The sequence below is a fragment of the Microcoleus sp. Pol10D4 genome (assembly GCF_036701555.1).
Taxonomy (GTDB): domain Bacteria; phylum Cyanobacteriota; class Cyanobacteriia; order Cyanobacteriales; family Microcoleaceae; genus Microcoleus.
On the sequence record NZ_JAUBRA010000017.1, the window covers coordinates 1 to 23954 of the forward strand.

Consider the following 23954-nt stretch of genomic DNA (forward strand, 5'->3'; position numbering starts at 1 on the left):
CGAAAAATCTTCTCTTTATCCCTTGGGCTTGTCTTGGCAACTAGATTAACTGCTACCCCTACTTATTGAGCCGATACATTAAATTTTCTACCAATTATTGAAATTCGCCGAGTCTGCTCGGGAAAAGGCAATACCTTTCCTTACAGACGATCGCGTAAAATATATGTGTGGCACTATCTTTCAGAGTTGGTATTAGTTAATGAGCAAGCAGCTAATTTTTTCTCAGTACACAACTGTTGAAACACTAAATCTGCTATTGATTCATAAGCTGGGGCTGTGGGGTGTACGCCATCCCGAAAATAACTTTCTACCCTCGTTTTCGGCAATTTTGACCAGGCTGCATGAGTGTCTATGATTGGAATTTTTAAAGCTTTTAGCCGATCGACAAACTCGGATTTAAACTTCGGCTGATTCGGTACGGGCAGTAAATCCGCTCGATCGCAAGTATACAACACAAACAAGGGAATATTCTTAGCTCGCACCAAAGCAACTATTTGCTCAAATCGCTGCATATTGTCCATAAACCGTTGTGATTCCGACACCGGCACTCTCGCCGCAGGAGAATTCGATACAAAAGCCCTTGACAATTCGGGCATAACGTGTCTTTGAAACACTTCTTGAATTGCTAATAACGGTTTGCGATCCGGCATCAGCGGGTCATTTCCCACCCCCCCGCTGCTGCTTGGAGGTTGTAGCAAATCGTGAGTACCAATTTGCAAAATCACAGCATCGCTTTCAAAAGTGCCAAACTTGCGAATATATCCCAATTGATTGCCAATTCCCCAAGAACCTGCCGAAGCATTCAGCACCTCAACTTGCTTTTTTATGCCCAACAAACGCGCTTCAAACAATTCTGGAATAGTTTCTTGCTGATCGGTGGTATTATTACCGTTGAGAACCGAATCTCCTATCATCAAAATTCTGAGAGTACCTTCAAGCTTTGCTGAATCGATTTGTTCAGAACGCTGAGAAAATTGATTGTACTCAAGTCTATTGCCAAAGCGATATACAAGTTGATTTGGGGCAAATATATAGCCAGCCTTCGCATCAGCTTGCAGCAAGGCAGGATTTCCGAATCCGATCAAGCGAAAGGCAAGTTCTATCGCACCCAAAGATGCGATCGCACAACCGACAATCCAATACTTAGCTTTCAAAAATTTACCTGTAATTGGTAAACTGTAAAGCCACGGGATAATCTTCTTGCTTCAAGCGTTGAATCACCAACTGCAAATCATCCTTATCCTTAGCAGACACCCGCACTGCATCTCCTTGAATCGAACCTTGAATCTTCTTAAATTCATCGCGAATCAATTTAGTAATTTGTTTCGCGATTTCCTGACTAATTCCTTTTTTAAGTTTAATTTCTTGACGCACCCGACTGCCGCTAGCAGGTTCAGCTTTACCGTAATCAAAAATTTTCAAAGATAAATTCCGCTTGGCGGCTTTAGTTTGCAAAACAGTGTGAATTGCGTCGAGAGTAAATTCGCTGTCCGTATTGACAGTAATTGATTCTGCACCCAATTCCACAGTAGTTTTGGTATCTTTCAAGTCGTAACGGCTTTGAATTTCCCGCACAGTTTGGTCAACAGCGTTAACTAATTCTTGCCGATCGAACTCGCTGACAATATCAAAGGAATAACTAGCAGCCATAAATTAGTAATTGGTAATGGGGCATTGGGCATTGGGCATTGGGCATTGGGCATTGGCACGCGCAGGGCATTGGGCATTAACAACTAACCAATAACCAATAACCAATAACCAATAACCAATAACCAATGACTACTGAAAATTAGCCGTTAACAGCCATTAAACTGAAATAGAATAAAGAAACAGTGCAAGAAGAACTAATCGCAAACATGAGCGATCGCCCCAGCGGCACATTCAGAATATAGAAAACCGAAAACAACAACCGGGCGATCGTAAAAGCGATCGCAGCCCAACCCGCCGATTCCGAATCTACCCCCGTCACAAAAGCCATCAAAGCCGCCGCTGAAAACAGCATAAACGTCTCAAACGAATTTTGGTGAGCCCAAGTTGCCCGCTGAGCGTAAGCAGGCAACTTATCAAACATAGCGCGGGGGGCTGCTTGGTCATAGCCTAGCTGCAAGCGGGCGAACGCAACCACCAAAAACGGTGCGTAAACCAGCGCAGCAGCAGCCGCAATACAATCCAACAGAATAACCGACACAGGCAATCCCAACACCATCATCCGCCTCGCAGTTCAATCAAAATAGAACAGAGTAACCACCTTGCGCTGTTCCTCCGCATCCTGGCAAGTTTTCAGCAAAGTGTGGCTTTCGTGAAAAGCAAAACAGATCAGTTGCTGGCAGCGAGAAATAATCTCCTGATTGCACATGGCGCTTGCTTCCGGGAGAGACAAGCTATCATTTTTGGGATTTTCTACCAAATGTATCACTTGTTCGAGTTGCTCGCGAGACTCCCGAGGCTGGCGACTCATGCTTTGTGGCAAAATCACCGTCAGCAGATTAGGATCTGCTCGCATTGCCCCCCGAATTGCGGCTGAATTGGTGCCTGTAGCGCCAGATGTGATGAGCTGATTGCCTCCCAGAACTATGGCGTAGCTCAGCATCTCAATTAGCTGCTGGTGGGTAATAGGAACGTGGCGAGAACCCAAAAGAGCAATCCGCTTGGAGCTGGTTTGCTGGATCGCCGCAAGTTCTTGTAAAAAATCATCTACTCTGGGTAGCTCAATTGATTGACTCAAAGAATTTATTAAATTAAATAAAACTACGTTGTGGATTTTAGCAGACTCACTAGCCATTGCCGCCAAAAAGAAGTTAAGAATTGCTGATTTACCGGATCAGACTAGAGGAGCGGGAGAGTTGAGGAAGCCAGAGCTCAAGGTAGAATTCAAGAAAAATTGAGAATTTAAGAATTTTAGCTTTTTATTTATTTAAACAAAAAGTTCTCTCTGCCGAATACCTTCTTCCTTCAGCTCCGGCTCTCTTCTTAATGGACTCGATCGCTCAGGCCCAAGGATGCCATCATGCCATCAAGGTCAAAATGTTCTGCCATTAGCTGAGTAACGCATTCCACCTTGATCGGTTCGTGCAGGCGCACGCTGCCAAAGGTGCTGTCGATAATTTCCACCGTGGTTAAGGTATCCAAATCAACAGACAAAACCGGAATTTCCATTTCTTCTGCCCTGCCGATCACCAGCGGAGAAGGAGGCAAGTGGCCTGTCAAAATTAAGCACTGAGTCGAGCTCTCCAGAGCCGCTAGCTGAATGTCCGTGCGATCGCCCCCCGTCACCACCGCCATATTTCTCGCTTTGCGGAAATACTTCAGAGCAGAACTAACATTCATCGCGCCAATTGTCAAGGTTTCCACCATCAAGTCCAAACGGTCTCGACGGCACAGCACATCAGCTTTCAATTGGTGCACCAATTCTTTGACGCTGACACTTCGCAGCAAAGCACTTCTCGGCAGCATTCCCAAAACTGGAATACCCGCAGCCTCCAGAAAAGGCCGCACAGTCGCCGTTACGGATTCGAGTTTGTCCGAGGGAACGTCATTGAGTACCACGCCCAGCAACCGCGAACCCAAACGCTGTTTAGCCGACAGCAAATCGTCTACATACAGATCGATCGGGCGGGCTATCAACAGCACAGAGGCATCAACTGTCTCAGCGATTTGAGCCAAAGACAAATCAAACAGACTGCCCTCCTCCAAATTAGCTGGGCCTTCTAACAGCGCCAAGTCTCCGCTGGGAGCTTGCAAATATTGCGCTAAAGACTGGCGGTAATCTGTCTTGTCTTCTCCCCGCAAACGCTTGTGAATCGTCTCTTCATCCAAATACAGCAGTGTTGACGGCATCTGACTTTCTGAGAGCTTCAGCGTTTCTACCGCGAACCGCACGTCTTCGTCCTCGATCCCAGCTCCTGGCGAGCTGAAACAGGTTCCCAGAGGTTTGCCGTAGGCGACGGCCAGTCCTTTTGCCCGGAGTCCGAGTGCCATCCCCAGGGCGATGGCAGACTTGCCACTGTAAGCTTTTGTGGAACCGATCAGCAAATATTTAGTCAATTTGGGTACGCCTTCAATCCTCAATTTGCACCTGTCTATTTCAATAAATTTAGTTTTTCAACAGTATTTCTGAACTGATCCTCAATTTAGCAATACTATATTCTACTCGATTTTGTCGCTTTTGCGCCGATCGATTTTTTGATGGAAACTTTTATTCACCTGTAGGCAACCCTTTTCTTCGCATTTTTTTTCACATTTTTTGTGAAAACAGGGGTTTTATTATATTTTTTATCCGCAGCTTTTGACAATTACTCATAAAGCGTGAGTGCCTTAATAACCGTTTTTGGGGTGACAATTTCCCTAAAATTTTATTGCTTAATTTAGACCTTGCTACCGAGCAGTTTAAAATAAAAACAACACTGTATAAATATTGAGTGGAATTTTTTTGCCGATCAAAGGCTTGTCAGTAGAATTAACGGCATCTTTCTATGGATAAAATACAGGTATTCCGTAGGGAAAAAGCATGGTCTGTGTCCTAATCATTTTTGCATACCATTCAAAATGGATATGTATTATTAGTTATTAATTATTAGTGCGATCACCCGCGTTCAAACTAAGCCGTGGCAATGCGAGCAATAAGATCCTTAGAATCGGGATTATAGCTTCTAATATCAACTCCGCTAGCATCGGAATTGTAAAATCGAATCAACACTCAATACTCAACTATCATTGAGTTTTTCCATCCCGATTTAACAGTCAACAGTCAACAATAATTCCGGTGCAACCGGAATTGATATAAACACATAAATTTTCAGGCGACGTGGGCTGGCATTTCGGCAGCCCAAAGGCTGATTGCGATGCCAGCCCGATCGCAATTCAAGGGCTGTAGATTGATTTGCCTTGGGCGGATCTACAGTGCTTTCCTCTCAGCTACCGAGTCGCAAAATTTGAACGAAATCGGACGGCGCGATCGCACTCGCTTGCACCCCATTCAAAACTGCTAAGAGTTCCCCAGAGTTAGAAATTCTTATGAAAGTTGTGGGACTGGCCTCTTGCCCGTCTGTGCCTTGGCTAATACTCAGTTGAGTGAAAGTCAAACCGCCCGCTAAACTCAGCAAATCTTCCCCTTTCCTGAAGTCGGATATTACATCACTTCCTTGTGCGGGTGTCAAGACAAATAAGTCGCGTCCGCTGCCGCCGAGCAAAGTATCGCTGCCCTCATCGCCAATCAGCACGTCGTCGCCAGCACCGCCGACCAAGCTGTCACTGTCTTTGCCTCCCAAAATCGTATCGTCGCCAGCATCGCCGTTGATAGTATCGCTGCCTTCATTGCCGAACAGCAGGTCATTACCAGCACCGCCACACACTTGGTCTTGACCGCCAGCAATGCCGACAGGCAGGGGGCTGCCAATATCCCCAAACACCGTGTCATCGCCCTCGCCGCCACAGATAGAGTCATTGCCTTGGTCGCCGAACAGCAAGTCGCTGCCCGAGTCGCCTAAAACTACATCGTTGCCCTTGCCACCGCGCGCAGTATCGTTGCCGTCACCGCCAGAAATGGTATCAGAGGCATCCTGACCGCAAAGGCTGTCGTTGCCCTTGGCACCCAATAACAAGTCGTTCCCGGCGCTATCGCGGTCAGATTCGCTGTTGGTGCCACCGTAGAGGCTGTCGTTTCCCTCCTCGCCCACAACAGTGTCAGAACCCCGTCCGCCCCAAATCAGGTCGTTATCTTTGCCACCGAAACCAGCGTCGTTGCCCTTACCGCCGAAAATAGTGTCGTAGCCTGCTTGACCATTAAGGTAGTCGTCGCCGGGCCCGCCCAACAGCAAGTCGCGATCGACCTGTGGTCCAACAGGAATGTTGCTGATCAATCCGCCAAATAGGTTGTCGTTGCCTGCCAAACCGACAAGAACATCGTCTCCGCCCAAACCGTTGATGCCGTCACTGTCACTGGTGCCAGTGAGGATCTCGTTTGTATCCGTACCAGCCAGGTTGTTTTGAACAAGATTGAAACCGTGAAGAGGACTGATCTCCGGTAAGGTAATTTGCGCGCAAATGCAATCTGGATCTTCAGTTGGCGGCAGGGTGGGGACGGGAGTTGGTTCGGGGATTGGGGTTGGGGCTGGAGTTGGTGCTGGAGTTGGTGCTGGTGTCGGCGTCGGCGGCACGATAATTGTGGGCGAAAAGTTGATGACCGGTGCTGGTGTCGGCGCTGGTGTCGGCGTCGGCGGCACGATAATTGTGGGCGAAAAGTTGATGACTGGTGCTGGAGTTGGTGCTGGTGTCGGCGTCGGCGGCACGATAATTGTGGGCGAAAAGTTGATGACTGGTGCTGGTGTCGGGGAAGAGATGTCGTTGTCTGCGATGGTGACAGTAACTGGTGCGATCGCCACTGGCAAGTATTCGGCCGCGCTGCCGGAGGCGACGCTGTGATTGATCGTGCCGCTGTGCGCTCCTTCTACAACAGTGTCGTCGGTTGCTTTGACGGTGACTGTTTGCGGTGCATCCCAATTAACCGGAGTGAAAACGAGCGGAGCGATCGCATCTATTTGACTGCCCGCAGCGAAATTGACCGTAACGTTAGCTGTCGGCGCTTTGGTAAGGACTATGCTGTAGCTGCCTGCTACACCGCCTTCTGCTGCATTGGTGCTGTTAGGAGTGACGGCAATGCCGGGGGAGTCGTTGTCGATAATCAACACATCGACTGGAGAAATGCCGATATTGTTGTAAGCCAGATCCGTGCTGCTAGCGCTTGCTGCGATCGTGCTCAGGTGCGTTCCTTCTACGGCGGAGTCGTCGGTTGCTTTGACAGTAGCGGTTTGAGGCAGGTTCCAGTTAGCCACAGTGAAGGTGAAGGAGGCGATCGCTTCTATTTGATTGCCTGTCGCGAAGCTAACTTTAACGTCACTTGAAGGCTGGCTGTTGAGGGCTACTTGATAGGTGTCGGTTGCGCCGCCTTCGGCGACTATGGTGCTGCCGCCTGTTTGGGTAACAGTCACGCCAGCAGCAGCAGTAGTAGCTGTGTCGTTGTCGGCGATGGTGACGCTAACTGGTGCGATCGCCACTGGCAAGTATTCGGCCGCGCTGCCGGAGGCGACGCTGTGATTGATCGTGCCACTGTGCGATCCTTCTACAACAGTGTCGTCGGTTGCTGTCACCGTTACTGTTTGCGGGACATTCCAGTTAGCCGGAGTGAAAACGAGCGGAGCGATCGCATTTATTTGACTGCCCGCAGCGACATTGACGGTAACGTTAGCTGTCGGTTGAGTATTGAGGGAGACTTCGTAACTGCCTGTCACGCCGCCTTCGGCAGCAGTCGTGCTCGCAGGAGTAATTGTGATGCTGGGCGTATTGGGAGTAGCGACATCGTTATCGGTGATGCTGACTGTTACCGGCGCGATCGTCACAGGCAGATATTCCGCCGCACTGTCGGCGGCAATGCTGTGGTCGATCGTACCTGTGTGCAGCCCTTCGACTAAACTGTCGTCGGTAGCTTTCACCGTGACTATCTGCGGTAGGTTCCAGTTATCTGAGGTGAAAGTAAATGTGGAAATCGAATCGATTTGAATGCCCGTATTAAAGTTGACATTAACAGGCGCAGTCGGTTTGCTAGTTAGCGCTACCTTGTAACTGCCTGTGGCGTCGCCTTCGGTAGCAGTCGTGCTCGCAGGAGTAATTGTGACTCCGGCGGTATCGTTGTCGGTAATTTGGGCCGTCACCGAGGCAGTAGCAATCAGGTCGTATTTCGCGTCTGTACTGGTGACTTGGTGTGCGATCGTACTGGAGTGCGTGCCTTGAGCTACACCATCCTCCACGGCTTGCACATTCACCAGTTGAGGCACGTTCCAGTTGTCGGGAGTAAAGTTGAGAACGATCGGGTTTCCGCCTCCAGCCCCCACGTCGCTTTGGGCGTCTGGCGAGGTGGTGACAGTAACATCGGCTGCTGGCTGGCTGGTCAATACCGCCGTATAGCTATCCGTAGCCCCACCTTCGCCGATTTTGGTGGTGCCGCCAGTCTCGGTAATTTTTACGCTCGGCGTGTCGTTGTCGGTAATTGGCAAAGTCAGATTGGCAACAGCAGTGCCGTCCAGCGTCACGGGCACAGCGCCGTCGTAGTTAGCGTCTGCACTGGTGACACTGCCGGTAATCGTGCTGCTGTGAGGCCCTTCGGCTAAGGCATCGTTAGCTGCTCGGACAGTTATAGTTTGAGGTAGGTTCCAGTTGCTCGGAGTAAAGTTGAAGCTGACGGGGTTTCCAGCGCCCGTCCCCAAGTCTGTCTGGGTGTCGGGTTTAAGAGTGAAGATTACCAGTTCGGTGGGCTGGCTACTGAGCGCTACTGTGTAAGTGTTGGGGCTGCCGCCTTCTGCCAGACCGGGGTTTGTAGGCGCTGAGGTGACAACAATGCCTCTGGTATCATTATCGGCGATCGTCAGGCTGGCTGTATCTGGGGAGCCGAGAAGGTAGTTGGTGCTCGGAGCGAGGGTGAATGTGACATTTTCATTGGGGTCAAAAATATTATCATCAATGGGAGTAATTGTCAGATCGACGCTTGTCTGCCCATCGGGAATAATCACTGTGCCGCTAGTTGGGGTGAAGTTGGTATTAGTACCCGTTGCAGTATAGTCAGTGGTGAAGGTGGCAGACCCCGCTACATTGAAATTAACAGAGAGCTGTCCGTTGCTGTTGGAGGCGCGGGTGATTCTAAAGGTGCCTGGAATCGAACCAGCTTCAGCCGGACTGCCCAGTGGGGAAATGCTGAGGACGGGGAGATTTAATTCATTTGGCGGTAGCGTCCCAAATATGGTGGTGGTGGCGTAGCTAGTAGACTGATTACCTTCAAGCGAAAATCTATTTCGCAGGGCAAGGGTCAGGTCGTAGGGGCCTGTGCCAACTGGGAGAGGGTCGACAAATTGATCTGCATCCAGGTCGTCGCCGTATACTGAGTCGTCTAGCGCACCGCCGACGGTAATTTTGTCCCGCAAGAGGGAGTATTGGTCGATTTCGTAACGACCCGGTAAGGCAGTTGACCCCCCTATACCGGTAATCCCCACAAAGGTCGTTGGTAGTGCAGGATCGTCTCCGCTGTCCGTTTCAAAGAGAATTTCCTCAGTGCCTGAAACACGACGACCGCCCGTGTCTCTAATATCACTATCAAATTGCAAGTCGCCGTCAACATAACGCATTAACTCAAAGTCTAGTCTTGTAGTTCCAGGGTTTGTAATCCTGTAGGTTTGAGTTAAAAGACTCCCTTTCCTTTCCCCATTTACTACTAGGTCTGTAACCGTCTGAGTCAGTACAAAATTAAGACCACCAAAATTGAAGGTGCTTGTAGCAGTGGTTGCGGTTGAATTTGGGTTAAAGACTGGATTGAGTCCGCCTGTATTGCCGATGGAGCCGGTAGTCAGAAAAGTATATCCTCCTGTACCGCCCACCCTCATGGCTACCCCAGACTGAAAAGTTGTGCTGTTCGGTAATAAGGGACCGAGGGGGTCATAATCCGCACGTAAAGCACCTCCTGCGCCACCAACAGAGGAGCCAAAAGACCCAAAGGCATCTACTCCGATTGTAAGGCCTCCATCTCCTGATGCTGTATTCAAGTTCACTAAGGTAAAAGCATAATTTTTCAGTGTTTCAGCTTGAATGGCTAAAGGTATTTCAATTTCCCCTGTGGTTGCCTGAAGCTGCCAATCTCCTCCTAAAGCTGCACTGCCAGTCAGGGTTGTAGAAGCTGCGATTTTTGCTCCTGTAAGCCATCTGAGTTGCTGCACTAATGCTTGACCTCGCTCCCCCGCTGCTACTTTGCAGCCGTAAAGCAAAATCTCTGCTTTTGCACTCAGCGATTCTGCCCATTTTTGCAGTTGGCTGGCGTAAGCATTGAGTGTATCTAAACTTAATTGAGCTGTGCCTAATAGCAAGCTGCCCGGACTGCCGTGGCAGATGACGTGCAGTGCAGCTACCTCCTGACAACCGGCCAGATACTCGCTAATCTGGGCAATACCGTCTTGCTTCGAGTCGAGGATAACTGTTGCGATTCCGGGTTTGACTCCGGCAACTAAGCTTTGGTAATCTGCAACGGCTGTGTCTATAAAAACAATCTCTGAAATTTCTGTACCCAAAGAGTCCGCCTGCTGAGAATCCGCAGGTTTTGCACTACCTGCTACGAGAGTTGGTGCGTTTTCAATGGTAAATGCGATCGGGCGATCGCTAATTAAAGAATCTATATAGAGTTCGTGGGTGAGCGGAGCCATAATATACCTCTTGGAAAAATTGCTAGGTTTGCATTTGTAGCTACCATATCTTATATGTAGCGTTCTCTCTGTTATGCACTTACTCAAAATTATCTAGGAGTAATTACAATAACTGATATTTGGCGTTTTTCTACTTAAGTGTTTGCTAAATAGTTGCTAGAAGGAATTGCTATAACTTAATTCGGCTTTCAGCGGCTTACTTGCAAAATTCAAGCAGGAGAGTACGATCGCCCTAATGGCGTTTGAGAAATTGTCTCAGAGAACCCATAACAAAAAAATCAGGACTTATATTAAATCCATTCGATCGCAAGATTACTTAAAACTCTTGCTGATGACACGTGGGATTATTTAATCTATTTTCGTAGAAATTAACTCATCCTAATTTGGTTCTCATCCTCACATATGTCAGTAATATTGCTGAGTTTTTTTACAAAAATTAATACATGGAAAAAGTTCGGAGTTTGGTGCGGGAAATGTGTCTTGCCTCACATCTTGCACCAATATCCGAAATAGGTTTTTGCGCTTGTCCCACAACAAATACAGCAGTTTTCAATTCGATGAAATACAGGTAGGGACTGAGGTAAAGCCTGAGTCCCTAGGCGAAATCTGTATCACGCTCAACTGAAAACTGCTGTAGCTTTACTGCAAGCGGCGGGGATAAGTGCTGATCCCCAAAGGGATTATTGAGAATGATCCAAGAACTCACTTACTTTTTCCACTTCTCAAATAGGGCTGGCGCACCAATCATGTAATGTTGCCGTCGTGGCTTTACACTATTGATGCGCCAGTTATAGCGCCCGTCAATCGATTTTAGATTTTAGATTTTAGATTTTAGATTGAAGAAAGCTACCCCACTGATAAATCCGGGGGTTTGCGATCGGGAGCGAGGAGCTTTTTTATCGATCCCCGAATCAATCCGGGGGCCCCGGATTAAATTGCTTGATTGTCAATGGCGGACTTTCGGGAGTGCGGCTGCGGTGAAAGTTATTCATCCATTCGCATCAGCTTGCGGTAAAACGTTTTAGAAAAATCGACGGTACGAGTTCGCTGAAATGTCAGAAGTACCTCAATTAAGCAACTAACAAACTCAGAGCTTTGCATAGTCACTTCGTAGCTGAGTTCAGCATTGCCGTCAAATAACACCCGACAGCGGGTTAAGTCGATCGGCAGCGACGAGATATTCCAACTAGCGACAAAGGGCACGCTCTCCCCGCCGTCAATTTTTCTTGCCCCCTCCAAGCTTTTGAGCTTGTAGAGGCCAATAGCGTGCGGTAAAAACTTGCGCCTGGGCTCTTGACAGAAAGGCGCGTAGACTTTCACTTCTTTGTCATCGGCTGGCTTGAGTTGAGGAATAGACATATTTCCACCTCAGACAATTATTACTAACAGATAGTTTAGATCCCCAGAAAAAACTAGCAGATATTCCTGGTCGATCGCAAGCAAAAGTCAACCCAAATACTCTATGCAGTGCCCCTTTACCAGGGCCGTACAAGCACCGAACCCGCTGGTTGTCCTCCCGTCCGCTTTCGACAAAAGCCCAGAAACTGATACAGTAGATGCTTATATCTAAAATCAAAAACTATTGGTGGTTGAATCAAGTAACCTATGCAGGAGAGTTCTTGGCCAGAAAACGACGCTCGCAGCGAGCTTAACTTGGACATCTCTGATTTAGCTCAAGAAGAGCTCAAGAGTTTGACCTCGCACTCGAAGCTCAGCAAAGTATTTGCTATACCAGACATTGGCGACAGCGTGTTTGACGCGGAAACAAAAGCAGAGCTCCCGGTTGCGGTGTCTGTGCCGGGAACTCCCTCTTTTCCTCAAAATCTGTACCGGGGACGCCGCGGAAAAGCTGCCGCAGTGCTGACTGCGATTTGGGCCGGCACGATCGCCCTGCACTTGATTTCTTGGGGTGCGTGGGTAGTGTGGGGATTGACGGGACTGCTGTGGATGCACGCATTTCGAGTTTTGTTTGCTTCGCCCAAGCCCGCACTGCCGCCTCTTGCCGATGAAAGTCGAGAGGATTGGCCTTATGTGTCGCTGCTGGTGGCCGCGAAAAATGAGGAGGCGGTGATTGCCCGATTCGTAGAATCCATCTGCAATGTAGACTATCCGATCGACCGCTACGAAGTTTGGGCGATCGACGATCACAGCAGCGACGACACGCCGCTAGTATTGGAACAGCTAACCAAAAAGTACCCTCAGCTCAAAATATTTCGCAGAGGAGCAAATGCCAGCGGCGGCAAGTCGGGAGCCCTGAATCAAGTGTTACCGCTGACTCGCGGGGAATTTGTCGGCATATTTGACGCCGACGCGACGGTAACACCGGATTTGCTGCGCCGGGTGCTGCCAGTGTTCGAGAAACAACAGGTAGGGGCTGTGCAAGTCAGAAAAGCCATCGCCAATGCTTCGGTAAATTTGTGGACTCGCGGCCAAGAAGCAGAAATGGCTCTCGACAGTTTTTTCCAGCAGCAGCGGATTGCGATCGGCGGCATTGGAGAATTGCGCGGTAACGGCCAATTCATGCGTCGCACCGCCTTGGAAAGCTGCGGAGGCTGGAACGAGGAGACGATTACCGACGACCTGGATTTGACGGTGAGGCTGCACCTAGACCGATGGGACATTGAATTTCTCGCTTTCCCAGCCGTGTCAGAAGAAGGAGTCACTAACGCTCGCGCTCTGTGGCACCAGCGCAATCGCTGGGCAGAAGGCGGCTATCAGCGTTATCTTGACTACTGGCGGCTAATTTTGCGGAACCGCATGGGAACTGGGAAAACTTGGGATTTATTTGGATTTTGGGTATCTCAATATTTCTTACCCACAGTAGCCCTACCCGACTTTGTGATGTCAATTGCGCTGCGCCGGATGCCGATCGCCAGTCCCATAACTTTTATGACCCTTACATTGTCGGTGGTGGGAATGTTTGTCGGTTTGCGCCGCACTCGCAAAGAGACCAAATTTGACGTTAAAAGAGTTTTTGTCACCTTGCTGCAAACGCTGCGGGGTACTGTGTATATGTTCCACTGGCTGCTGGTAGGGACTGTGACGGCTCGGATTGCGGTACGACCCAAGCGGCTCAAATGGGTCAAAACCGTCCATCAAGGCGCTGTTAATAGCATCAAGTAAACAATTCACAGAAATATCTCGGCACAGTATCGCCGAAAATCCGAAGATTTTCCGAGGCAAAAAAACACCAACGCTCGCCAAATATCTCCCCGCCAGAGCCACCAGTAAAATTTGGCAATTCCGAGAAAAAAACTCTTTGGTAATAGGTAATCGGCGAGCGGTAATAGCGAATAAGTAATCGGGCATACAAAAGTCGAAAATTAAAAGATAAAAGCGAGAATTTTTAACTTTTAACTTGACAAAAAACCAATTACTATCTATTAATTATGAATTGCCAATTAGGACGAATTGCTTGTTGCCAACTACCCGTCACCCGTAATTGATAAATGGATTTGTTAGAGTACCAAGCTAAATCATTATTTCGCCAGATGGCAATTCCGATTTTGCCGTCGCAGCGCATTGACAATCCCGCCGACCTCAAAGGACTGAAAATCCCTTACCCCGTTGTACTAAAATCGCAAGTGCGGGCTGGGGGACGGGGCAGGGCGGGCGGTATCAAGTTTGTGGAAAATACTATCGATGCAGTAGCAGCCGCTCAAACAATTTTTAATTTGCCGATCGAGAGTGAATATCCCCAAGTCCTGCTGGCAGAAGCAAAGTACAACGCAGACCAAGAATTGTACTTAGCGGTACTCCTAGACCCCGTAGCCCGCCGCCCGGTGCTTCTGGGTTCGAGACAAGGAGGTATGGATGTCGAAGGGTCGATCGAGCAAATGCAGCAAGTGGCCGTAGATCAAGAATTTTCCCCATTCTACGCGAGGCGTCTGGCGCTGAAAATGGGATTGCAGGGAGACTTGATTCAATCGGTGAGCACCATTGTCGAAAAAATGTACCGGCTGTTTGTCGAAAAAGATTTAGATTTAGTAGAAATCAATCCTCTCGGCATCAGTCCAAGGGGAGAGGTAATGGCTTTAGACGGTAAAGTCACCGCCAACGACGATGCCTTGGGACGACATCCAGATTTGGCAGCACTCTCGGAGAAGAAGCAAAGCAGCGGGTTGGCACGGGAAAGAAGAAGTCCCCATGCTGGGGGCGATCGCTCCCATTCCCACTCGAAGGTTCAGCAGTCGCCGGAGTTTGACCCCAAATCTAAATCCCCAATCTCGAATTCCGAATCCCTGCAATTAATCGAACTAGACGGGAATATCGCGATTTTGTGCAACGGAGTGGGCCTGACAATGGCAACTTTAGATGCTGTAACCCACCAAGGAGGAAAACCCGCTAATTTTGTGAATATTGGTTCCCTAGACCGCTACGATGCAGCAAATGCCCTACGCGATCGCGTGGAGTTGGGTCTGGAGTTAGTCGCTCAGGATAAAAGCGTTAAGGTGATACTTGTAAACATTTTGGGCAGCGCCTCCAAGACGGAGGAAATAATCGCCGCAGTAGCCGGCTATTTGGAACGGAAAGCTCGCGCTAACCGCCACATCCAAGTTGTGCTGCGGCTGGTAGAGATCGATGCTGATGCTGTTAAAAAGCGTTTGGGACAGTTGCCGGTGCAGCTAGCTAGCACTTTGGATGAGGCCGCGGCCGCTTCTGTATCCTCCGCCAAGTAGCGACAGTCGATCGGCAAAAGACGAGAGTTATGGACAGACGAAGGCCTTCTGCTTTTTAAAGATCGAGTGTCAAGTGGGAAAAAATGAATTTAACTCCTGAAAGCAAAGTCCTAGTACAGGGCATTACAGAATCTCCCGCGTCCACCCGCGCCGCCCTGATGATGAAAGCATACGGCACGAATGTAGTCGCCGGTGTTAGTCCCGGTCGGGGGGGGCTGGAAGTGGAGGGAATTCCGATTTTTGATTTGGTAGAACAAGCAGTGGCTGCAGTGGGTCACGTTGACACTGCGGTAATTTTGGTAGACGCTTACTCGGTGCTGGATGCTGCTTTAGAAGCGATCGCCGGAGGAATTCGGCAAATCGTGATCGTTACTGGGGGAGTGCCTCCTCTGGATATGGTGCACTTAGTCAGAAAAGCAGAAGCCACCGAAACTTTGGTAATCGGGCCCAACAGTCCGGGGATTATTGTGCCCAACAAACTCCTGCTGGGAACTCACCCCAAGGAATTTTACACTCCCGGCCAGGTGGGAGTGATCAGCCGCAGCAGCACTTTGACTTACGAAGTTGCCCTAGAACTGACGGAGGCTGGGTTGGGACAGTCGATGGCGGTTTGTATTGGCTGCGACGCAATTGTCGGTTCTTCTTTTATGCAGTGGCTGCAACTTTTGGACGAAGACGACAGTACGGAAGCGATGGTTTTGGTAGGGGAAGTTGGCGGGTGGAGTGAACAAGCTGCTGCTTCTTACATCGCTTCGGCGATCGACAAACCCGTGGTTGCTTATCTAGCCGGCCGCTACGCTCCCAAGGGGCCGTCTTTGGGCCACGCCGGCATCCTGATCAGTTCTAGGGCTGCTGCCCAGAAAGCCTTTGGAGTTACGGCCCCAAACAAAATGGCTGCCTTTGAAGAGGCGGACATACCTGTGGCGGCTCGACCTTCAGAGATTCCTAAGTTGCTCAAAAAATTGCTAAAGAAAAATTGAGTGCTTTGGGGGGTTTTCACACAAGTCCTAACCCTCTTGGGGGTTGGGATATGGGTAGGGCGGGGGCGGGTTTGGTCTCATATCATTTCCGGTTACACCGGAATGATGTTGACTGTTGACAGTGAACTCGGATTTACTATTCCGATGCTAAGGGATTTGATATCAAAAGTGTCTGCAGAATGCCACAAGAGCCGCTTCAACCCGCCTTTAGGACACATTTATGATTTTTTTACCAAAGCCCTCTGACTGGCGTCACAGGCTGCGGTGCGGGTGCTGGCAAGGGCGCGACGCGGCGCGGCGCTGGAGGCGGAGTTGTTGGCTGCACGCTGCGGCGAGGTTCGATCGGACTTTCGGTGCGATTTGTTTCAGTTGTGCGAGTTGTCGATCGCGTCACATCTTCAAGCAGGCTTCGCAGAGTTCCGGCTATACTCTGAACTTTCCCAACAGCGGTGCGAAGGCTGGCAACATCTACGTAAACCTCGTTGAGAGGATACTTTTTCAGGATTTCTAGCAGCGATACCTTACCGTCATCCCCGGATGCCAGGATCATCGCTGCCCGCAAAGCTTTCCCGCTTTCTGTGCGGCGCTGAGTCCGAATTGCTTGACCGATGTCGTCAGTGATTTTTTCTCCTGGGGTGCTGTAAACTACCCTGGCCAGATTAGCAGGCTTTAAACCAATTTCTAAACCCATGAACCCCCGCAGTATTTGCGCGTCCATTTTGGAGAACCGGATAATTTGTTGGAGAGTTGGCGTCGTCGTGCCGTTTTTAGCAAAGTCTTCTAAGTCGCTGATATTGATGGCTTGTCTGATCGGGCCAAAGGTGAGGACCACTTTTTCTGCCCCTAATGCTCTACTGCTGCTAGATAATATGCTCCCGCTTGTTCCTAAAAGTAGGGCAATGCCGATCGATACAAATTTTGTTAATTTCATATTCACCGCTACATTAAAATTATTTTTTCGAGATTTGTACATTTTTGTACATTATAGATGCAGCAGTTATATTCTACAAGGTCGCCAGTGTGATTTGTGCCTGCGTCACACCCACAATCTCGACCGAGACTTTTTCTCATCTTGACTTTAAGAATAAGTAACCATATCGGCAGACATATTTTTGATTCTCTTCATTCTGCCTTCTACCTTGTACATCAGAGTGCCTTGTACATCAGAGTGCCTTCAGCCTTCTACATAAGTGCCTTTTAGAAGTTATGTTGAAAACCAAGCGCAAATCCAAAAAATCTAAACAAAAGCACAGCGAAAAAACCACAGCGCTCAGCAAAAAAGAAGTAGCAGCACAAAAACGCAAAACTTCACAAAAGCGCAATGAATTGGTGCAGGCGATCGCCATAAGCTGCTTAGTCAGCGTTGCTCTTACCATCCCCCTGTTGTTCGTAGCGGGCCCTAAGATTGCTATTGCAGGAGGCGCAGCCGCAGCCATCTTGCTGCTTTCCTACAAATACCCCCGTCAAGCTTTATGGACTTTTCTAATTTACCTGCCTTTCAGCGGTACAATTACCTACGCAATTGGCGGCGGAAATGCTGCATTTCAAGTAGCCAAAGATGCTTTCTACATACCAGCCCTCATCGCCCTAATTCAAAGCTGCAAAAAGAAACAGTTGCGCCTGTTTATTCCCAAACAAATGCTTTCTACCTTTAGCATCCTGTTGATGATGGCAATGCTGACTTTAATTTTTGTCAACGGGGAGATGCAGCTCAACCCTATGAAGGGCGACAAACCAATTCTGCAAGGAATTCTCGGCTTAAAAGTATTGATAGGTTACATACCGCTGATTGCTTGTACCTATTATCTGCTCCGCACTAAGAAGGATTTGGTATTTTTTAGTCGAATGCACATCGTTTTGGCGATCGTTTGCTGCCTTCTCGGTTTGATTCAGTACCTGTTGCTGCAAAGTGGAAAGTGTGCAGGAACCAGAGGAATGACCGGAGCCGAATTATATAAAGCAACGCTGGAAGCTAGATGTTTTGTCGGCGGTTCTTTGGTGTTCAGTCCAGAAGTCAAGATGGTCCGCTTGCCGGGAACTTTTGTCGCGCCTTGGCAGTGGGCGTGGTTTTTAATTTCTAATGCTTTTTTAACCTTTGCCTCTGCCTTTTGCGACCCTTCATTCTGGTGGCGAGTTATCGGTTTATTTGGCATGGCATTAGTATTTGCCAATGCAGTTATTTCGGGTCAAAGAGCTGCTTTAATTATGGTTCCCCTTGCTACAGCAATCCTGCTAGTTCTCACCGGTCAATTAGTTAATTTAAAACGATTTATTCCCGTCGGTGCAGGACTGGCGATTCTGCTATTTGTCGGTGCAGCTATTAACCCGGGAATTGTCGAGCAACGGTGGGATAGTTTTGTTAGTCGCTGGAATGCTGCACCGCCCCAGCAGTTTCTCTTTAATCAGTTCGAGCAGAGCAACAATTTTATCATTGACAAACCTCTTGGTAAAGGTGTGGGACGAGCCACTAATTCAACGCGAATATTTGGTGCCACGCAGCTAATTGAAACTTTCCAACCTAAGTTGATATACGAACTCGGTTATCCGGGAATGATTAGTTTTCAGGTAATGCTTTTACACTTAGCTTTTCTAACTTTTAGAGCTTACCGATCTGTCAAGGACAAAAGTTTGCGGAGTTACGGAGCTAGTTTTTGGGTGTTTGTTGCATTTATTACGATCAATACTCAATACTATCCGCTGGATGTAGATCCAGTGTCCGTGTATTATTGGGTTTTAGCTGGGGCGATTTTAAAGTTGCCCAAAATTGATAAACAGGTGCAGGATGAAAAACACCAGGAAGTTGATTCAAATGAATTGCAAGTTCAGCAGCCATTAAAGGAGAAAAAAATTATTGCATCTTCCCCAATTTGAGAATATTTTTGAGTTTTGAGTTTGGTGGATTCTTTCTTGTTCAGTAACCCGCTTTCGCTCTAAGGCGATGCGATAGCCCGCCCTCCTAGGTTTATCTGTACTAAAACCCACCCCAGCAGCATATTTTGGCTTTTAACTTTACTGCGGTTGCCAAACCGGAGTGCCAGCATTCAAATCCTTGTCATTTGTCAATTTAGTCAATGCCGAACCGTCTCGGTTAATTACATACAAGTGGCTTTTGTCGCCTTCGGTTTCATTATATATAAAAGCAATTTGCTGGCTGTCAGAAGACCAAGCTAATTCAGAAATTGCCGACGGTTTTAGCCGGGTAGCTAGTTGATTTAGCTGGTTCCCGTCAGCATTGATTGTGTAGAGTTTTTGATTATTGAAATCTCCGGCGACGAAAGCAATAAATTTGCCATCGGGCGACCACGAAAGTTCGTCGTAGTTTCTGGGTTTTCGGGTGAGATTCTTGGCTGTCCCCCGGTTAATGTCGAGCAGGTAAATATCTTGCTGTTCGCCTGATGAATCGCCAGGTTTATTGTAATAGTAAGCAATGCGGCTGCTGTCTGGCGACCAAAATATTTTGACGTTGTAAACCTCATTTTGCGGGTTGTTTATCAAATTTTTGATTTGGGTTCCATCGGCATTAATTGTGTAAATTTGCTGTTTCGGATAAGCGCCAAACAGGAAAGCAATTTTTGTGTGATCGGGCGACCAAACAAGCTCACTTCCGCCGGATACATATTCGCCGGGACTGTTAGTTAGTTTGGTCATTTCCGAACCGTCGGCATTCATTTTGTAGATATTTCTATCTTTGACAAATGCTACCTGCTGGCCGTCCGGTGAAAGGTAAAATTTTGATGAAATTTCCGTTTTAGGCGGCTCTCCTCCTAGTTCCAACTCCAGAACTAATTTAGTTCCTTTAATGCCAGAAGTGTTGCTTGTATAAAGGGATTGGGTGCCGGGAGCATCAGAGGTAGAACCGTCGCAAGAACGGGCAAAAACAAGTTTCTGGCTGTTGGAAAACCAAGCTATTTCAAAATCACGTGCTTTGCAACCAGCCTCAGCAAACTGTTTAGTTAGTCGAGAACCGTCAGCATTGACTGTATAGATGTCGCTGTATCCGCCAACGAAAGCCAGTCGCTGGCCGTTGGGCGACCACACTAGGGGAGCGCTAACATCTATATTAGGTGCAAGTTCGCGGCGGGAGGAACCGTTAGCATTGACTGCAAATAAACTGTTTCTAACCTCGCTGCCGCGCCTCTGGAGAGCCACAAACGCCAGTCTGCTTGTTTTTTGGGCTGCTGTGGTCGGAGGGCTTTGCAGGCTCAAAAACAAGGTGATTGAGAGTGTTAGGGAGATTAGGGCGATCGAACTAAGTTGCAATAATTTATTCAAACGCATTTTGTTGGTTTATTGGTCTGTTTATCGGTCGGTTTATCTGTAGTTCACAGTGTTTGTCTGTCGATATGTCGCGACAGCCTCAAACTCTGTTTAATTCTGCCAATAATTAGCTCGAACATTTTTTTGCGGGACGGATTCTTGCTGCTGGGCGGCATCCCTAACTCGCAACACATCAAGTTCAAGTCAGTTGCATTCATTGCCAACAATTTTTGCCTCACCTCTTCTTCTTTACCATTCTTAGCTTGTAAACGCAGTTCTTCATAAACTTCTAGAACATTGGCAGCCGATAAATTAGCAGGTTTATTAACATCAGCACCCCTGGGAATATCCGAAGTTTTTGAGCCAGCAGAAATCACTCCCCGTTTGACTTGAGTCTCAAGCCGGGTTAATTTTCGAGCAACGTCCCGCAAGATTTCCTTAAGTTCGCCAATTTCCTCAACTAACCCCCCGCTTTCTTGTTCGGAAGCAGCCAAACTTTCTTTTTTACTCATTTCAGATACTCCTCACACTCGCGCCATAGTTTTTCAAATTCTCTAACTAATTCTCGCGGCAGTTCTCCCTCATTAATCGCCCGTTTTAACCCGACGCTTTCCCGAATCGTCGATTCTAAGAATCTAACTTCTATGTTATTGTCTTTTGATATCTCATCGCAAAGTCTCTTTACTTCTCTCATGTAAAACTGAACTTCATTTGTCAGCAATCCTCCATAGATTTTAGCTTTATTCATAAATACTGCTATCTTGGGAAACGGATAAGGCTCAATCCGTTTCTGGAGCGAGTTTAAAACTAAACTCAATCCCCTCGAACCAAAATAATCTGGATTGACGGGAATTAATATTAAGTCGCAGCAAGAGAGTACGCTGTAGGTGAGGAGACTGAATGAAGGCGAACAGTCAAAAAGCATCAAGTCATATTTGGGGAGATTCGCAGAGTTGGCGATTTTTCCGATGAATCGGCGGATGAAGTCTTTAACACTTTTTCCCTCAAATCCATCAATATCCAACCAATACAATTCTTCAACTGAAGGGACAAAATGCAACTGTTCGTCAATCTGATAAATGGTGTCGAAACCAACGGGAAATTTGAAATTCTGTCCGGCTTTTTTAAAGACTTCTAGAGCGTCGTAAATTGTAAGTCTATGTTTGAGAGATTTTTCGTACCACTTACCAAATTTGTCATCTAAATGACCTGTATTTTCGTTAAGTCCGATCGCCTCTGTGAGCGACATTTGCGGATCTAAGTCTAACATCAAGACTTCTAAGTCGGTTCCTTGGGATATAATATTTCCCAGACTCCAAGTGACGGTAGTCTTTCCGACACCGCCTTTGAAGTTGATTACGGCTATTGATTTAGGACTCATGGCTGGCTTTGTTTGGATTTTGCTCAAATATAAATTAAAACATATTGTGTGACTTTGTTCAGCCTGCGATCGCCCGTGAGAAGCCCGATGTGTCGATTGACATAAAAGGCCTACTATGATATAGAAATAAATAATAAAATAAAACTCTTAGTCATCCCAAAGGTGGACTAAAACAGATATATTCTGGATTTAAGGAAAAGGAAAACGGCGATAAAATTATCGATCGACTTAATGTTGAAAAAATTTTATCTAATCGGAATACTTGTGGTTCTCCGATAACCTTATTTGGATAGTTTTTAAAGGCTTTGAGGGAAACATCTACTGATAAATATCAATTTCTTCGGTAGATAATTAAGTAAAATAACCAAAGCACAATTGCCTAATATATAATTTTTAAAGTTATGGCAGGTTGTTACTGCCGATAAAACGTAAGGTGCACATTATTGTGCACCCTACCTTGGTTTTAGCGTTTGACCAACTTCTTAGAAACCTTCCGCAAGCGAATTGATTGTGGTGTTACTTCCACCAATTCATCCTGACCGATGTACTCCAAAGCACGCTCCAAACTCATATCGACTGGTGCTTGCAATTGCGCCAATTCTTCACCGCCAGATGCGCGGTGGTTTGTCAACTGCTTCGACTTGCAAATATTCAGCTCCATGTCATCATCTCGGTTGTTTTCTCCGATAATCATCCCTCTGTAAACCTTGGTTCCGGGGGTAATGAAAAATACGCCGCGGTCTTCAGCATTTTTCAGTGAATAAGTAGTTGCAACTCCTTCTTCAAAGGAAATCAATACTCCGTTGCGACGGGCGACAATTTCTCCACCGAGGGGGCGATAGTCGAGGAAGCTGTGATTCATAATTCCAGCGCCGCGAGTCAAGCGCATAAACTCGCCTCGGAATCCAATCAAACCGCGAGCGGGGACTGAAAATTCGATTTGGGTGCGACCAGTGCTGCTGACGTGCATATCTTGCATTTCTGCTTTCCGCTGACCGAGGCGTTCGATGCAGCCGCCGACTGCTTCTTCGGGTACGTCTAACACCAAACATTCAAAAGGTTCGCAGGGACGACCGCCGACTTCGCGGAAGATTACTTGGGGCTGGGATACTTGGAATTCGTATCCTTCGCGACGCATATTTTCGATCAGGATTCCGAGGTGGAGTTCGCCGCGGCCGGATACGAGGAATTTGTCGGGAGAGTCGGTTTCTTCGACGCGCAAGGCGACGTTGGTTTGGAGTTCTCGCATTAGCCGATCGCGAATTTGTCGCGATGTTACCAAACTTCCTTCTTGACCGCAGAACGGCGAATCGTTCACAGAGAAAGTCATCTGCAAAGTTGGTTCGTCTACCTTGATTAAAGGCAGCGCTTGCGGGTCGTTGGGGCAGGTAATTGTCTCGCCAATATACGCATCAGCAAAACCGGCAACGGCGACAAGATTACCAGCAGAAGATTCTGGGATATCTATCCGCTTCAGGCCTTCAAAGCCCATCAATTTGGTAATTTTTGATTTGACAAGCGCGCCGCTTTCTGTGATCAAGACTGCTTGTTGACCAACTCTAATTGTGCCGTTGTGGATGCGACCGATGACGATGCGACCGACGTATTCTGAGTAATCTAAGGTGGTTACTTGCAGTTGCAGCGGCTTGTTGGGGTCGCCGACGGGGGGTGGTACGTGGTCGAGGATTTCTTCAAACAGGGGCTTCATATCTACCCCTTCGTCTTCGAGGTGTTTTTTGGCGTAACCGCTTAAGCCGGAACCGAAGAGATAGGGAAATTCGCACTGATCGTCGTCAGCACCTAGTTCGAGGAACAGATCCAAAACTTTATCGACGGCTTTGTGGGGGTCGGCTCGCTCGCGATCGATCTTATTCACAAAGACGATCGGGCGCAGTCCTTTTTCTAGGGCTTTTTTGAGTACGAACCGGGTTTGTGGCATAGGGCCTTCGTTGGCGTCTACGATCAGCAGACAGCCGTCAACCATGCCGAGAACTCGTTCGACTTCTCCGCCAAAGTCCGCGTGTCCGGGGGTATCGACGATGTTGATCAGGGTTTCTCCGTACCTGACGGCGGTGTTTTTGGAAAGGATGGTAATGCCACGCTCGCGCTCGATGTCGTTGGAGTCCATGACGCAATCTGGGATTTCTTCCCCTTCGCGGAAGATCCCGGACTGTCTGAGGAGAGCGTCCACAAGGGTGGTTTTGCCGTGATCGACGTGAGCAATGATGGCGACGTTGCGAATGGGAAGACTCATAATGCGTCTGGAACGTTAAACGGAGCTAACTAAAGATTTCTTAATAATTGTAGCGCATCGAGTCAAGGGGCGATCGGGCGCGGCTGCCAGATTGGAGTGCGATCGTCGCTAGAATCAAGATTATGGAAGCGCAACCGAGGGAAATTGAGCGTTACACCACGCCTGACG

16 protein-coding genes are annotated in these 23954 nt (G+C 48.0%); 4 read left to right on the forward strand and 12 right to left on the reverse strand.

What is annotated here, in order from left to right:
* Positions 1–173: 173 nt before the first annotated feature.
* From QUA36_RS11325 to ebsA, 7 genes are all read right to left on the reverse strand, one after another.
* Positions 174–1154 carry an SGNH/GDSL hydrolase family protein gene (locus QUA36_RS11325; protein ID WP_333457441.1) on the reverse strand — a complete coding sequence of 327 codons (981 nt, stop codon included), beginning with the start codon at positions 1152–1154 and terminating at the stop codon, positions 174–176.
* Positions 1155–1158: 4 nt separating this feature from the next.
* Positions 1159–1650: a YajQ family cyclic di-GMP-binding protein gene (locus QUA36_RS11330; RefSeq protein WP_006634691.1), complete on the reverse strand. Its 492-nt coding sequence runs from the start codon at positions 1648–1650 to the stop codon at positions 1159–1161.
* A 139-nt stretch (positions 1651–1789) separates the two neighbouring features.
* Positions 1790–2206, reverse strand: coding sequence for an MAPEG family protein (locus tag QUA36_RS11335; RefSeq protein WP_333166319.1), 417 nt, complete (start codon positions 2204–2206; stop codon positions 1790–1792).
* A 15-nt stretch (positions 2207–2221) separates the two neighbouring features.
* Positions 2222–2725: a DNA recombination-mediator protein A gene (locus QUA36_RS11340; protein WP_333322141.1), complete on the reverse strand. Its 504-nt coding sequence runs from the start codon at positions 2723–2725 to the stop codon at positions 2222–2224.
* Positions 2726–2970: 245 nt separating this feature from the next.
* Positions 2971–4068 carry a phosphotransacetylase family protein gene (locus tag QUA36_RS11345; RefSeq protein WP_333166264.1) on the reverse strand — a complete coding sequence of 366 codons (1098 nt, stop codon included), beginning with the start codon at positions 4066–4068 and terminating at the stop codon, positions 2971–2973.
* 842 nt (positions 4069–4910) lie between these two features.
* On the reverse strand, positions 4911–10235 hold the full coding sequence (locus tag QUA36_RS11350) for a DUF4347 domain-containing protein (RefSeq protein ID WP_333457442.1): 5325 nt from the start codon (positions 10233–10235) through the stop codon (positions 4911–4913).
* 984 nt (positions 10236–11219) lie between these two features.
* Positions 11220–11594: a type IV pilus biogenesis protein EbsA gene (gene ebsA / locus QUA36_RS11355; protein WP_006634686.1), complete on the reverse strand. Its 375-nt coding sequence runs from the start codon at positions 11592–11594 to the stop codon at positions 11220–11222.
* A 246-nt stretch (positions 11595–11840) separates the two neighbouring features.
* Between ebsA and QUA36_RS11360 the strand changes: the two genes are divergently transcribed.
* From QUA36_RS11360 to QUA36_RS11370, 3 genes are all read left to right on the forward strand, one after another.
* The gene (locus QUA36_RS11360) at positions 11841–13358 is read left to right on the forward strand and encodes a glycosyltransferase family 2 protein (RefSeq protein ID WP_333457444.1); all 1518 of its coding nucleotides are present in this window, start codon (positions 11841–11843) and stop codon (positions 13356–13358) included.
* A 326-nt stretch (positions 13359–13684) separates the two neighbouring features.
* Positions 13685–14914 (forward strand): succinate--CoA ligase subunit beta, encoded by a 1230-nt coding sequence (locus tag QUA36_RS11365; protein ID WP_333452622.1) that lies wholly within the window; start codon positions 13685–13687, stop codon positions 14912–14914.
* 83 nt (positions 14915–14997) lie between these two features.
* Positions 14998–15894: a CoA-binding protein gene (locus tag QUA36_RS11370; RefSeq protein WP_333166253.1), complete on the forward strand. Its 897-nt coding sequence runs from the start codon at positions 14998–15000 to the stop codon at positions 15892–15894.
* Between the two features lie 229 nt (positions 15895–16123).
* On the opposite strand, the gene QUA36_RS11375 is transcribed toward QUA36_RS11370, so the two are convergent.
* The gene (locus QUA36_RS11375) at positions 16124–16825 is read right to left on the reverse strand and encodes an alpha/beta hydrolase (protein WP_333166250.1); all 702 of its coding nucleotides are present in this window, start codon (positions 16823–16825) and stop codon (positions 16124–16126) included.
* Between the two features lie 275 nt (positions 16826–17100).
* Here QUA36_RS11375 and hpsL point away from each other — a divergent pair, with 275 nt between their 5' ends.
* Positions 17101–18765: a hormogonium polysaccharide biosynthesis protein HpsL gene (gene hpsL / locus QUA36_RS11380; protein WP_333457446.1), complete on the forward strand. Its 1665-nt coding sequence runs from the start codon at positions 17101–17103 to the stop codon at positions 18763–18765.
* A gap of 138 nt (positions 18766–18903) precedes the next feature.
* Here the strand turns inward: hpsL and QUA36_RS11385 are convergent, their stop codons facing one another.
* From QUA36_RS11385 to typA, 4 genes are all read right to left on the reverse strand, one after another.
* The gene (locus QUA36_RS11385) at positions 18904–20172 is read right to left on the reverse strand and encodes a DPP IV N-terminal domain-containing protein (RefSeq protein WP_333457448.1); all 1269 of its coding nucleotides are present in this window, start codon (positions 20170–20172) and stop codon (positions 18904–18906) included.
* Positions 20173–20216: 44 nt separating this feature from the next.
* Positions 20217–20663 carry a hypothetical protein gene (locus QUA36_RS11390; protein WP_333457450.1) on the reverse strand — a complete coding sequence of 149 codons (447 nt, stop codon included), beginning with the start codon at positions 20661–20663 and terminating at the stop codon, positions 20217–20219.
* Complete coding sequence (locus QUA36_RS11395) at positions 20660–21532, reverse strand: ParA family protein (RefSeq protein WP_242725262.1); 873 nt, start codon at positions 21530–21532, stop codon at positions 20660–20662. Before QUA36_RS11395 ends, QUA36_RS11390 begins: the two co-directional genes overlap by 4 nt.
* A 463-nt stretch (positions 21533–21995) precedes the next feature.
* Entirely contained in the window at positions 21996–23786 is a 1791-nt protein-coding gene (typA, locus tag QUA36_RS11400; RefSeq protein ID WP_333457452.1) for a translational GTPase TypA, read from the reverse strand.
* Positions 23787–23954: the final 168 nt, after the last annotated feature.

Coding starts and splice junctions, on each gene's coding strand:
- QUA36_RS11330 (WP_006634691.1), bottom strand. CDS start 1,650: ATGGCTGCTAGTTATTCCTTTGATATTGTCAGCGAGTTCGATCGGCAA.
- QUA36_RS11335 (WP_333166319.1), bottom strand. CDS start 2,206: ATGGTGTTGGGATTGCCTGTGTCGGTTATTCTGTTGGATTGTATTGCG.
- QUA36_RS11350 (WP_333457442.1), bottom strand. CDS start 10,235: ATGGCTCCGCTCACCCACGAACTCTATATAGATTCTTTAATTAGCGAT.
- ebsA (WP_006634686.1), bottom strand. CDS start 11,594: ATGTCTATTCCTCAACTCAAGCCAGCCGATGACAAAGAAGTGAAAGTC.
- QUA36_RS11360 (WP_333457444.1), top strand. CDS start 11,841: ATGCAGGAGAGTTCTTGGCCAGAAAACGACGCTCGCAGCGAGCTTAAC.
- QUA36_RS11365 (WP_333452622.1), top strand. CDS start 13,685: ATGGATTTGTTAGAGTACCAAGCTAAATCATTATTTCGCCAGATGGCA.
- QUA36_RS11370 (WP_333166253.1), top strand. CDS start 14,998: ATGAATTTAACTCCTGAAAGCAAAGTCCTAGTACAGGGCATTACAGAA.
- QUA36_RS11375 (WP_333166250.1), bottom strand. CDS start 16,825: ATGAAATTAACAAAATTTGTATCGATCGGCATTGCCCTACTTTTAGGA.
- hpsL (WP_333457446.1), top strand. CDS start 17,101: ATGTTGAAAACCAAGCGCAAATCCAAAAAATCTAAACAAAAGCACAGC.
- QUA36_RS11385 (WP_333457448.1), bottom strand. CDS start 20,172: ATGCGTTTGAATAAATTATTGCAACTTAGTTCGATCGCCCTAATCTCC.
- QUA36_RS11390 (WP_333457450.1), bottom strand. CDS start 20,663: ATGAGTAAAAAAGAAAGTTTGGCTGCTTCCGAACAAGAAAGCGGGGGG.
- QUA36_RS11395 (WP_242725262.1), bottom strand. CDS start 21,532: ATGAGTCCTAAATCAATAGCCGTAATCAACTTCAAAGGCGGTGTCGGA.
- typA (WP_333457452.1), bottom strand. CDS start 23,786: ATGAGTCTTCCCATTCGCAACGTCGCCATCATTGCTCACGTCGATCAC.